11 protein-coding genes are annotated in these 12,684 nt (G+C 35.1%); all 11 read left to right on the top strand.

Translation table 11 applies throughout. The annotated features are described in order from the left end of the window. The first annotated feature begins 224 nt into the window (after nt 1–224). Entirely contained in the window at nt 225–1,097 is an 873-nt protein-coding gene (locus tag MKO96_RS09315) for an alpha/beta fold hydrolase (RefSeq protein ID WP_240587322.1), read from the top strand. Between the two features lie 76 nt (nt 1,098–1,173). Further along, the gene (locus tag MKO96_RS09310) at nt 1,174–1,374 is read left to right on the top strand and encodes a sporulation YhaL family protein (protein WP_000449223.1); all 201 of its coding nucleotides are present in this window, start codon (nt 1,174–1,176) and stop codon (nt 1,372–1,374) included. 192 nt (nt 1,375–1,566) lie between these two features. After that, nucleotides 1,567–2,418, top strand: a complete 852-nt coding sequence (locus tag MKO96_RS09305; protein WP_240587321.1) for a DUF2935 domain-containing protein — start codon at nt 1,567–1,569, stop codon at nt 2,416–2,418. Between the two features lie 350 nt (nt 2,419–2,768). Further along, nucleotides 2,769–3,218 carry a helix-turn-helix domain-containing protein gene (locus tag MKO96_RS09300; protein WP_240587320.1) on the top strand — a complete coding sequence of 150 codons (450 nt, stop codon included), beginning with the start codon at nt 2,769–2,771 and terminating at the stop codon, nt 3,216–3,218. A gap of 87 nt (nt 3,219–3,305) precedes the next feature. After that, nucleotides 3,306–3,866 carry a glycerol uptake operon antiterminator GlpP gene (gene glpP, locus MKO96_RS09295; protein ID WP_048561767.1) on the top strand — a complete coding sequence of 187 codons (561 nt, stop codon included), beginning with the start codon at nt 3,306–3,308 and terminating at the stop codon, nt 3,864–3,866. 228 nt (nt 3,867–4,094) lie between these two features. Further along, nucleotides 4,095–4,916, top strand: coding sequence for a glycerol uptake facilitator protein GlpF (gene glpF, locus MKO96_RS09290; protein WP_240587319.1), 822 nt, complete (start codon nt 4,095–4,097; stop codon nt 4,914–4,916). Nucleotides 4,917–4,928: 12 nt separating this feature from the next. Then, the gene (gene glpK / locus MKO96_RS09285; protein ID WP_240587318.1) at nt 4,929–6,419 is read left to right on the top strand and encodes a glycerol kinase GlpK; all 1,491 of its coding nucleotides are present in this window, start codon (nt 4,929–4,931) and stop codon (nt 6,417–6,419) included. Between the two features lie 133 nt (nt 6,420–6,552). Then, entirely contained in the window at nt 6,553–8,235 is a 1,683-nt protein-coding gene (glpD, locus tag MKO96_RS09280; protein WP_240587317.1) for an aerobic glycerol-3-phosphate dehydrogenase, read from the top strand. Between the two features lie 702 nt (nt 8,236–8,937). Further along, nucleotides 8,938–9,327 carry a PqqD family protein gene (locus MKO96_RS09275; RefSeq protein WP_240587316.1) on the top strand — a complete coding sequence of 130 codons (390 nt, stop codon included), beginning with the start codon at nt 8,938–8,940 and terminating at the stop codon, nt 9,325–9,327. 16 nt (nt 9,328–9,343) lie between these two features. Beyond that, on the top strand, nt 9,344–10,108 hold the full coding sequence (locus MKO96_RS09270; RefSeq protein ID WP_240587315.1) for an ABC transporter ATP-binding protein: 765 nt from the start codon (nt 9,344–9,346) through the stop codon (nt 10,106–10,108). Further along, nucleotides 10,105–12,597 (top strand): ABC transporter permease, encoded by a 2,493-nt coding sequence (locus MKO96_RS09265; protein ID WP_240587314.1) that lies wholly within the window; start codon nt 10,105–10,107, stop codon nt 12,595–12,597. The genes MKO96_RS09270 and MKO96_RS09265 overlap by 4 nt, the downstream gene beginning before the upstream one ends. Nucleotides 12,598–12,684: the final 87 nt, after the last annotated feature.

Below are 12,684 nucleotides of genomic sequence, written 5' to 3'. Positions count from 1 at the left end.
CTTCAACATGAAGTCCCTTTCTTTGTTATTAGGACATGTAGAGAAAAGAATTGACTTACTTTAAATGTGTAACTATAATAGTTACAGGATACCCATCACTAATAGAAGTAAGTAATATTTTTTTAATATAATTGTAACCACTTTGGTTACAATTAAAATTAATCATAAAACAACCAAATAATGTAAAAACTTTAAATAGCAACTTGAGAAAGGAGACGGGAATTTTGAAACGGTTTAAGTTTTATTTGATTAGCGGTATTGTACTTGTTTTATTAATCGTATGTAACTTCGTTGATAAGCCGATTGCGAAGGTTGAAGAAGTGAAAGATACTGTTATGATGAAGCTGAATACGAAAGAGAGTATGGCGCAAATTGATGGACAGACGATTTATTTTAAGCAAATTGGTGAGGGGAAGCCGCCTTTACTTATGCTTCACGGGTTTGGTGGTTCTTCAGATGGATTTAGTGATATTTATCCGGAACTTGCGCGAGATCACACGATTATAGCGGTTGATATTTTAGGATTTGGACGTTCTTCTAAGCCGGTTGATTTTCAGTATTCGTTTCCTGCGCAAGTGAATTTATATTATAAGTTAATGAAGAAACTCGGATACGATCAATTTGCAGTACTTGGTCATTCAATGGGCGGAGAGATGTCTCTAAATTTAGCGTATTTATATCCGGATGCAGTAACGCATCTCGTTTTAGCGGATTCTACAGGGATTGAGTCTTTCCAGCAAAAAGAAAGTTATGAAGTGCCGCCGTTATCAACGGACTTACAAACTGTAACAGAGATTACGGATTATAATAAAAATGCAGTGAAAAATAGTCGCGACGATAAAGAGCATTATGATCAGCTTACGAAAATGAGAGAGCGCCGCATTGCGATGGAAGCCGATAAAATTAAGGTACCGACTTTAATTATATGGGGACGACACGATAAGAGCGTTTCTTGGAAAAATGGTGAACTGTATCATGAGCTATTTGCAAATAGTACGTTCCATATCATTGAAAAAGGATACCACGCACCGTTTCGCCAGGAACCAATAGAGTTTATGGAATATGTACAAGCGTTCTTCGCGAAGAATCCACAATAAATTTTAAGCATAAATCCACTTCTTTCCTCATACAGTGAAACTAATAAGGCTTGTCTAAGGAAAGGAATGAAGTACAGTGGAAACTTTACCATGGTGGGTGTATCTTGTAATCGTCGGGATCGTATTAAGTGGCTACATGGTTTTATATACTTCAAAAAAAGAGCAAGATATGGATAATGAGTTTATTGAAAAAGAAGGCGAAGTGTATATGAAGCGTTTGGAAGAAGAGCGAGAGAAGCGGAATCAGGATAGTGATAAAGATTCGGTGTTACTTTAATAGAAATTTTGAAAGGCTACCATCTAGTAGAAGTTTGCATCTAGGTGGTAGCCTTTTTCTTCTGGGGAGCAGGTTATATAAGTTTAACTTTACATGTATACGAGATTCATCATGAACTTTTATTGATGGTATTTATATATATGTTCACTCATAAGAATGGAACTAGCGCAGTATTTACTGGGGGGATTAACAATGCATAGGGATGAAACATCATTACATCCTGATACAGGTGTTACATCTGTAATGTTTGTTGAGCGTTCATTAAATGAAATTCGTTTTTGGTCTAGAATCATGAAGGAGCATTCTTTTTTTCTTCGCTTAGGGTTTAGATGTGAGGATACGCAACTAATCGAAGAGGCTAATCAATTTTATCGATTGTTTGAACATATCGAACAAATAGCGCATTCCTATACAAATGAAACAGATCCTGAGCAAATAAAAAGATTTAATTCAGAAGTACAACAAGCCGCAACTAATATTTGGGGATTTAAACGAAAAATTTTAGGATTGATTCTCACATGTAAATTGCCTGGACAAAATAACTTTCCACTGTTAGTTGACCATACAAGTAGGGAAGCTGACTATTTTAGAAAACGTTTAATACAATTAAATGAAGGGAAATTAGATGCCCTTCCTGATGCTATTATTAAAGAAAATGTTTTCTTTTTAAGGATTATGGCAGACCATGCTAAATTTATTGGTCATCTTCTTGATCCATCGGAAAGAAAGCTTGTAGACACAGCACGGAATTTTAGCAATGATTTTGATGAATTGATGTATCAAGCAATTGACTTAGAATCTATGAAACCACAAGCCCAAACAGTCCCTCTTTTAGATCAATTTTTAGATCAAAATCGTGTGTCAGTTACATCTCTTCGGGATTTTAAGAAAACAGCACGTGATTTAATTGAGCAATGTAAAATAAAGAGTATCATTCATCCATTATTAGCAGACCATGTTTTCCGTGAAGCTGATAGATTTCTTGAAATAATTGATATGTTTGATGTTCATCTTACAAATATTCAATCCCAACCTAGATATTAGAAGATAAGGAAAGATAATATTTTACTTTCAGTTGAGAAGTTAACAATGTATTGCTAGCTTCTTTTCTTTTTGATGAAAATGTTTGAAAATGAAACTTTGCGTTATCTTTTCTGGAGAATGATAAGAAAGGATGGCGTATTTTTTTATGCTTAATCTAGTTTTAAATAGTATCTGTTCGTTATATTATTGTTCGGGAAATTAGTATAGAAGAAAAATATATGAAATCGACACACTACATAGCCCCATTACAACCTGTAACGCACAAGTTGCACCACCTACGCAACGGTAACTCGCTTTACTCTTCATCAGTTATTTGCCCATACTAGGCATAGAGAGGTGATAAACACAGTATGATTTTTAGTGAACGTTTAAAACAAGAACGAGAAAAACGAAATTGGTCGCAACATGATTTGGCTGAAAAAATTCATGTAAGTAGGCAGTCTGTTTCAAAATGGGAGACGGGAAAGAACTATCCGAGCATTGAAATTATTATTCATTTAAGCGATTTGTTCGGTATTACGATTGATGAACTGCTAAGGAGCGATGAAGAGTTGACGCAAAAAGTAATTGAAGATAGTAAACAGTTAGCATATCCAAAATGGAAGGTGTTTTTCGATAGTCTATTCATGCTAGGAGTATTTTTGTTTCTTACAAAAATCGTTGTATGGATGTTAAATAAGTTTGCCGGAGCGAGCATTACTATTATAGCGGATGCACCGTATGTAATGAACTTTCTACCTCTTATATTAATGATCATAGGCGGCACGGCTTCTGATAAGTTGAAGAAAATATATAGATAATGAAAGAAATCCCTGACACTAGCTGTTCTTTTCACTTAAATTGTGTACTATAAAGGATAGGATGACATAGAGAAGGGGATATTTAGAATGGAATTTCATGAACAGAAGATTTTGCCGGCAGTGAGGCAAATTAAAGATTTGGAGAAGCTATTACATAGTTCGTATGAGTATATCGTTATTTTAGATATTCATGTTGGTCAATTGAAGAGTGTTGTGTCACTTGCGAAGCAGCATAGTAAAAAGGTGTTTTTACATGTGGATTTGATCCATGGATTACAAAGTGATGGGCATGCGACGGAGTTTTTATGCCAAGAATATAAACCGTACGGGTTACTTTCGACAAAGGCGAGCGTGATTATGAAGGCGAAGCAAAAGGGTGTCGTCTCCATTCAACGCATCTTTTTAATTGATTCTAGCGCGATGGAAAAGAGCTGTAATTTGTTAGAAAAGACGAAGCCGGATTATATAGAGGTGCTTCCTGGTGCGTTAACGGATGTGATTGCTGAAGTGAAAGAGCGTACTGGTGTACCGATTTTGGCGGGTGGTTTCATTCGCACAGTTGATGATGTGGAGAAAGCGTTAAATGCTGGTGCGACGGCAATTACGACATCAAAAAAAGAACTATGGAAACATTACCAAAAAAAGTGACGAAAATGTGAAAAAATTCTGTTGACACCGCTTTCATGAAAGGTTAACATTATAGACAAGTTAATAAACGTGACGGAGAAAAGAAGAGATCCACATTTCATTGTTTCTATATAAATTTATATAGAAGCGTGCAAAGCTGTGGGTCTTTTTCTTTTGACAAAAACGAATGGCCATTCATTTTACCTCTATCACATTTGGAAGCGTTTAAATTGATTGTGGAGGGATACTATGTCAGCATTTTTAGGAGAGTTAGTAGGGACTGCGTTGTTAATCTTACTTGGTGGCGGCGTTTGCGCTGGTGTAAGTTTAAAGAAATCGTTTGCGAAAGATTCTGGTTGGATTGTTATTACAATGGGCTGGGGCTTAGCGGTTGCTATGGCAGCGTATGCAGTTGGATCAATTAGTGGGGCACATTTGAATCCGGCTTTAACGATAGGATTAGCATTTAAGGGAGCGTTCCCATGGAGTGACGTACCAGGTTATATCGCAGCACAAATGATTGGGGCAATTATCGGGGCAGTTCTTGTATATTTACATTACTTACCACACTGGAAAGAAACAGAAGATCCAGGAACAAAATTAGGTGTATTTGCAACAGGTCCAGCAATTCCGAACACATTTACAAACCTTTTAAGTGAAATGATTGGAACATTCGTTTTAGTATTTGGTATATTAGCAATTGGAGCAAATAAATTTGCAGATGGATTAAATCCATTTATCGTAGGTTTCTTAATTGTAAGTATTGGTTTATCATTAGGTGGAACAACAGGATACGCGATTAACCCGGCTCGTGATTTAGGTCCGCGTATCGCACACTTCTTCCTTCCGATTGCAGGAAAAGGCGGTTCAAACTGGAAGTATGCATGGATTCCAGTAGTTGGTCCAATTTTAGGTGGATCACTTGCAGGATTATTCCATCAAGTTGTATTTGAAGGAAAACAAAATGCAGCACTTATTTATGTGATTATTGCAACTGTGGTTGTACTAGCAATCTCTTATATGACAAGTAAAAAAAGTGAAAGCAATACAAATAGTAGAAAAGTAGCATAGGGGGAAACCGATATGAAAAAATATATTCTTTCTTTAGACCAAGGAACAACTAGCTCACGCGCAATTCTGTTCAATAAAAAAGGTGAAATTGTTCATTCAGCTCAAAAAGAGTTTACACAACATTTTCCAAAGCCAGGTTGGGTAGAGCATAATGCACAAGAGATTTGGGGATCTATTTTAGCAGTTATCGCAACTTGCTTAAGCGAAGCAGATGTAAAACCAGAACAAATCGCTGGTATCGGTATTACGAACCAACGTGAAACAGCAGTTGTTTGGGATAAAACGACTGGAAAACCAATTTATAACGCAATCGTATGGCAATCTCGTCAAACAGTTGACATTTGTGATGAGTTAAAAGAAAAAGGGTATAGCGAAATGGTTCGCGAAAAAACAGGTCTTTTAATTGACGCATACTTCTCTGGTACGAAAGTAAAATGGATTTTAGATAACGTTGAAGGTGCAAGAGAAAAAGCAGAAAACGGCGATCTATTATTCGGAACGATTGATACGTGGCTTGTATGGAAACTGTCTGGCGGTAAAGCGCACGTAACTGACTACTCAAATGCATCACGTACATTAATGTTTAACATTCATGACTTACAGTGGGATGATGAGCTTCTAGACATGTTAACAGTACCAAAGAGCATGCTTCCAGAAGTACGTCCATCATCTGAAATATATGGAGAAACAATTGACTATCACTTCTTCGGTCAAAATATACCGATTGCAGGTGTAGCTGGTGACCAACAAGCAGCATTATTTGGACAAGCTTGTTTCGGTGAAGGTATGGCGAAGAACACGTACGGAACTGGTTGCTTCATGTTAATGAACACAGGAGAAAAAGCAGTAGCTTCTGAGCATGGCCTATTAACAACAATTGCATGGGGTATAGATGGTAAAGTAAACTACGCATTAGAAGGAAGTATTTTCGTAGCAGGTTCTGCAATTCAGTGGTTACGTGACGGAATGCGCATGTTTAAAGATGCAAGTGAGAGTGAAGTGTACGCATCACGCGTTGCATCAACTGAAGGTGTATACGTTGTACCAGCATTCGTAGGTTTAGGTACACCGTACTGGGATAGTGAAGTACGCGGCGCTATGTTTGGTGTAACGCGCGGTACGACGAAAGAGCATTTCATTCGTGCAACACTAGAATCTTTAGCATACCAAACGAAAGATGTATTATGCGCAATGGAAGCAGATTCAGGTATTGAACTGAACACATTACGCGTTGATGGCGGAGCTGTTAAAAATAACTTCTTAATGAAGTTCCAAAGTGATATTTTAGATGTTCCTGTAGAGCGTCCAGTGATCAACGAAACGACAGCTTTAGGTGCAGCGTACTTAGCTGGTCTTGCGGTTGGATATTGGAAAAACCAAGATGAAATTAAAGAACAGTGGCATATGGACAAACGCTTTGAACCAACGATGGAAGCGGAAACAAGCGAAGAGCTATATGTTGGATGGAAAAAAGCAATTGAAGCAACAAAAGCTTTCAAATAATCATAAACAGTGTTATAATGGTGACAAGTTAATAATTCGGTAGGAGATTTGGAGAGACCACAACACGCTATAGAGGCGAAATCTATAGCGGAGTTCGTGGTCTCTTTTTTCGTTATCAAAGGGAGGAATTACCATGAAATTTTCAAGTAAACAACGTAAAGACGTATTAAACGGAGTAAATAAACAAGAGTTAGATGTGATCGTAATTGGTGGAGGTATTACTGGTTCTGGTATTGCATTAGATGGGGCAACACGCGGGTTATCCACAATTGTGTTTGAAATGCAGGACTTTGCAGCAGGTACATCAAGTCGTTCTACGAAACTTGTACACGGTGGTCTACGTTATTTAAAACAACTTGAAGTGAAAATGGTAGCAGAGGTGGGGAAAGAGCGTGCGATCGTATATGAGAACGGTCCCCATGTAACAACACCAGAGTGGATGTTACTTCCGTTCCATACAGGCGGTACGTTCGGATCATTCAGTACATCAATTGGTCTTCGTGTATACGACTTCTTAGCAGGTGTAAAACGAAGCGAGCGCAGAAAAATGTTTAACCGTGAAGAAACATTAAACAAAGAGCCTCTTGTAAAAAAAGAAGGATTAAAAGGCGGCGGTTACTACGTAGAATATCGTACAGACGATGCGCGTCTTACAATTGAAGTAATGAAAGAAGCAATTGAACACGGTGCGAAAGCTGTTAACTACGCAAAAGTAGACGGTTTCTTATATAAAGATGGAAAAGTATGCGGTGTACGTGTAATCGATTTACTAGATGGCGAAGTATATGAAGTGTACGGTAAGAAAATTGTAAACGCAGCTGGCCCTTGGGTAGATACACTTCGTGAAAAAGATAACTCGAAAAAAGGGAAAGTACTTCAGTTATCAAAAGGTGTGCATTTAGTAATTGACCAAAAACGTTTCCCGTTAGGGCAAGCTATTTACTTTGATACACCAGATAAACGTATGGTGTTCGCGATTCCTCGCGGCGGAAAAACATACGTAGGTACAACAGATACGTTCTATGATAAAGACGCAGCTGTACCACACATGACAACAGAAGATCGCACATACATCATTAATGCGATTAACTACATGTTCCCAAGTGTGAAAATTACAGAAAAAGATGTGGAGTCAAGCTGGGCTGGTGTACGTCCGTTAATTTACGAAGAAGGTAAGAATGCATCTGAAATTTCTCGTAAAGATGAAATTTGGACTTCTGAATCTGGTTTAATTACAATCGCGGGTGGTAAATTAACAGGATACCGTAAAATGGCTGAAATGGTAGTAGACTACGTAACAAACCTATTACAAAAAGAAGGTCATAGTGCATATCCGAAGAGCGACACGAAACACATGCCAATCTCTGGTGGACATGTAAGTGGTTCACACGGATTCCCAGCATTCGTTGCGAAAAAAGTAGACGAAGGCACGAAATCTGGTTTAACGAAAGCACAAGCAGAAGAATTTGCGAAATTCTATGGCTCTAACGTTGACGTACTGTTCGACTTAGCGAAAAAACATAAAGACGAAGCGAAAGAATACAACATGCCGCTAGACGTTCTAATCCCACTTGTATACGCAATGGATTACGAAATGACAGCAAAACCAGTTGACTTCTTCGTACGCCGCAGAGGCGCTGTATTCTTCAACATCCACTGGGTATACGAGTGGAAAGAAGCAGTAATCAACTACATGGCTGCGAAACTAGGCTGGAGCAAAGAAGAGCAAATGAAATACACAGCAGAACTAGAAAAAGCATTAACAGACGCTGTAATTCCTGTAGATCAACAAGAACAGGCAGCTGCGTTAGCGTAAAATAGAAAACCACCTGAAGGGGAGCCCTTCAGGTGGTTTTTGTTTTATTATGCACGCACTAAAACCGTGATTATAAGTAAATAGAGTGTATTAATTTTATTTTGAATATTAAGGTTTCTAATGGGTTTATAAGCTTTTTTGCATAAAATAAAAAAGACAGAACCCTGAGAAATTTCTGTCTTGTACAATCTAACTTCTATTGTGGTAATAGGTGTGGTTATTGAACAATCAAATCAACAATTTAACTGAGAACCGCCCTTACCTTTTTCGCAAGCAGGGTGTTTTTCACTTTTTGTACCGCACGAAATCATTAAAACGATATGTGAAGTAACAAAGAACAAGAAGGAAACATATGTTTCAAACAGGGACAGTTAAAATTAAATAAATTCCCATCAAAGAACACTCTTCTATTTTGTACTAGATGATTAGGACAATTTTTATATTTGGAAATTATAATTAAGTAGGAGTATTCGTATTCTCTTGTGTCGGAATCTTTAGATAGATGTATCCCTAAAGGGAATTTAAATGTATTTATCCCGATATGCAAAATTACATATTGGAAATTATGTGGAACTTATATGCGAATTTTGGTTCGTATTGTAATATCAAGATGTTGCTAATAAAAAAGTAAAAAAACATATTTTTTGTAAAAATATGTTTTGTGTTGTGAAATATAAATGGCAGGAAAATGGAGTTGATTAATTGGATATTTCGGTAAATAAAGATGTAATTGTATATGAAGAAAATAATGAAATTATTCTAGTGAATATGATTAAAAATAATTTCTATGCATTAGATCACACAGGATCTGAGATTTGGAAGAAAATCGAACTTCTATCAGAAGTAACAAAGGTAATTGACTCTATATTTCAAGAGTTTGATGGCGAAAGAGAAGTTATTAAGAATGAAATAATGGATTTTATTTTTAATTTAGAGAAGGCAGGGGTAATTGAGATTATTGTAATGGACAATGGGAATATAGTTGAAGAGGGAAACTACGATGAGTTGATGAATAAACGTGGAGTGTATTATGAAATGTATTTATCACAAGCAAAATGGTATGAGGAACAAATAACGCAAAATTCGATTTAAGACATTGAGGTGTATTATGGACAAGAGTCAGTTTTTATTATCTGTGAAAAATTTGTGTAAAACTTATAAGGGCGTTGGCTATGAAGTTAAAGCGCTAAAAAATGTATCCTTTGATTTATATAGAGGTGAGTTACTTGCAGTTATGGGAACAAGTGGTTCAGGAAAGAGTACATTACTTAACATATTAGGTGCTTTAGATAGTCCAGATGAAGGCACTATTTTGTTAAATGGGGAAGTGAAAAATAATATGTTTACTGAACCATATGCGACAAAATACCGGAGTGAGAATATAGGGTTTGTGTTTCAATCATTTAATTTATTGAAAGATTTATCAGTTAAAGAAAATATTGCATTACCGCTTATTTTAAAAGATATAAAAAAAGAGGAAATAGACACTGAGGTACAGCAGATGATAGAACTAGTTGGTTTGGAAAACTGGTCTAATCATCGACCAGTTCAACTTTCAGGGGGGCAACAGCAACGTGTTGCTATCGGAAGAGCATTAATTACATCACCACCTATCGTATTAGCTGATGAACCAACTGGGAATTTAGACTTTAATAGAACTACAGAACTTTTAAAAATGTTAGTAGAGATGAAAAAAAAATTAAATCAAAGTATGGTTTTAGTTACACATGATCCCAATGTAGCAACATACGCAGATCGCGTGATTTTTTTCCATGATGGAAAAATTGTGGACAATTATGTATGTGATAATGGACCGATCGATATGGAAAATATTTTAGAGAAGTTTAAAGCGTTGATGGAGAAAGTGCAATGATTAGATCTATTAGGGGAATAGCATTACGTTTTTTTAGAGCGAATAAATTTATTGCATTGTCATCAATTGTTAGTGTGATGTTGTCCATTTCTTTAATTATCACAATGGGAACTTTCTCGGTAAATGCTAGACATTCAATAGAAAATAAAGTTAAACAGATATATGGAGATATGGATTTATCAGTTGGTTACAGTAGTGATCAAACAAAAGTCATGGATAAGTCCCTATTAGATAAAATTACATCCTCAAAAAGTATTAAACAATCATCGAGTGCCTTGGTTACACGTTTAAAAGTAGATAGTTTAAACGCAAATATGTATACAGTTGGGGTTCAAAATGATGTACTAACAAAAAGTAAATATCATTTTAATGAGAATATAGAATCCAATGAGGTGATAATTAATAAAGAATTAGCTCAAGTATTGAAGGTTCGAATAGGGGATAGTATTTTAATAGAAAATAAACAATATAAGATAAAAGAGTTATTGACAGATTTAGATGCAACGGGGATGCCTCCTGATATAATTATGTTATCTAAAGATACAGTTCAACGACTTATGCAGGAAAAGAATAGTAAAAATATTGAAGCCACTTATGTTTTAATTAAGATGAAAGAAAATGAAGATATACTAACATTAGCTAATCAAATTAGAGAAATTGATTCGGACTTACGAATTGATGTAACAGAAGAAGATGAATTTTTAAAGAGTAATCTAGCCTCATTAAATATATTTATGATTATTTTGTCGGTACTCATGCTTGTTGTTACTTCATTGATGATTATTTCTAATTTTGAATTGTTTTTATATAAATATAAAAATCAAATTTCTATTATGAGATCTATTGGAGCGACAACAAAACAAATATTTAAAGTTGTGTTATTTCAATGTAGCTTGATTAATATTATTGGTACTATCTTGGGCTTTGTGCTAGCTGTGATAAGTAATCAATTCTTGCAAAAATGGCTGGAAAAATTATTTTCTTTTCAAATTAGTTCGTTAGGATTTGATTATAAAATAGCAGTAATGGTCATGATTTTTGGCGCAATATTGATTGAAATATTCATGCTGTTTCCCTCTTATAAGAGTGCAAAAGTGTTGCCATTTAAAATTATGCAGGACAATGAAAAAGTCGATTTTTCTAATAAAAATAAGTATTTGAAATTTGGGAAATTCATAACTTTTATCAGTGTAGCTCTAATTCTTATAGGAAGGTTTGTAACTTATGGAGAAGATACAAGAGTAGCGTTTGTATTAATTGGATCACTGTTATTAATATTAGGGATATTTATATTGTTTCCTATTTATCTTCCAACGTTATTAACGCGCACTTTACCTATCATTAAATTTCTTATTGGTAATACATCATTTGTAGCAATTAAGAATCTTATACCACAAGTAAAAAAGAATACATTTGTTGTTTTGACTATTAGTACAATGATGATTATTGCTGTTTTTGGATCGGCACTATTAAAAACTATTCAAAAGAATGAAGAAGCATATTTAAAACAAGAATATCCAACAAATATTATTGTGAAAAGTCATTTGAGTAAAAATTCAACAATTAAGCATGCAGAATTGCAAGCGGAGATAAAAAAAATAAAAAGTGTTAAGGAAGTAAGCACGCTAAGTAATTTTGTTTCTGCAGAATTGAAGAAAGGCGATCAATATGTTTCTTTTAATTATGCATTAGCTGATTTAAAGGAGATGGAGAAACAAAATTTACTTCCACTTCTTTCTACAAATGTGGAAAATAAGGTTGTTATTACTAAAGATTTTGCGCTACAACATGATCTTCATGTAGGGGATAGTATTGTTCTTGGTATGTACTCAGAATCCTCACAAAAAATAGAAGAGAATGGAAGAGTTGTTGTGGGGGGAATCGTTCAAAAATTATCTGGCTCAAATGTAGAAATGTATATGGATTGGAGAAATAAAGAATTTAATACAGATTTCACTGTATTTAGTCGTTTATTTATTAGCTCCAACGATGAACAATATACCTTGAAACAATTAGAAGAATTAAAAAAACAGTATCCAGAATTACAAATCAATAGCTATGAACAGTCGGTCAAAAAGGCAAAACAAATGTTTTATGAAAGATGGTCCATCTTTATTGTAGTGATGATAGTAATGGTGTTTAGTGTTATGTTAGGAGTATTTAATACTCTTGTTAATAATATAAATTCAAAAAGAAAAGAATTTGCTGTTTTAAGGACGATATGTATTGATAAAAGAGGGATCATAAGGGTCATAATGACACAAGTTATTCTATATATCCTTATAGGATTAATACTCGGTACTTTTGCCGGGATTCTATTAACATATGCTATTAGTTTAATTGATCATGGGAAAGTATATATTGATTTCATTTTTGTGAATACTATTGTAGGAGTTATGTTAGGAATGGCGTTTATTATTTTTGTTCCTTTTGCAAATCGAATAGGGAAAAGAAAGGTTTCTATAGAATTAAATCAAGATAATAAATAATAGGCCATCATTATTGTAAGTTTTGAACGAATTAAGGTATTATTTATCATACTCAAAATTCTCCAGATCTAAGAAGGCTTTCACCAC

It is taken from the genome of Bacillus sp. ES1-5, assembly GCF_022487605.1.
Lineage (GTDB): Bacteria > Bacillota > Bacilli > Bacillales > Bacillaceae_G > Bacillus_A > Bacillus_A wiedmannii.
The sequence above is the reverse complement of the archived record's forward strand: the minus strand, read 5'-3'. Positions and strand labels throughout refer to the sequence as shown.

What these genes read in the sequence shown, in the direction of transcription:
- MKO96_RS09305 (WP_240587321.1), top strand. Translation starts at nt 1,567, where the DNA reads ATGCATAGGGATGAAACATCATTACATCCTGATACAGGTGTTACATCT.
- glpK (WP_240587318.1), top strand. Translation starts at nt 4,929, where the DNA reads ATGAAAAAATATATTCTTTCTTTAGACCAAGGAACAACTAGCTCACGC.
- glpD (WP_240587317.1), top strand. Translation starts at nt 6,553, where the DNA reads ATGAAATTTTCAAGTAAACAACGTAAAGACGTATTAAACGGAGTAAAT.
- glpP (WP_048561767.1), top strand. Translation starts at nt 3,306, where the DNA reads ATGGAATTTCATGAACAGAAGATTTTGCCGGCAGTGAGGCAAATTAAA.
- MKO96_RS09270 (WP_240587315.1), top strand. Translation starts at nt 9,344, where the DNA reads ATGGACAAGAGTCAGTTTTTATTATCTGTGAAAAATTTGTGTAAAACT.
- glpF (WP_240587319.1), top strand. Translation starts at nt 4,095, where the DNA reads ATGTCAGCATTTTTAGGAGAGTTAGTAGGGACTGCGTTGTTAATCTTA.
- MKO96_RS09265 (WP_240587314.1), top strand. Translation starts at nt 10,105, where the DNA reads ATGATTAGATCTATTAGGGGAATAGCATTACGTTTTTTTAGAGCGAAT.
- MKO96_RS09300 (WP_240587320.1), top strand. Translation starts at nt 2,769, where the DNA reads ATGATTTTTAGTGAACGTTTAAAACAAGAACGAGAAAAACGAAATTGG.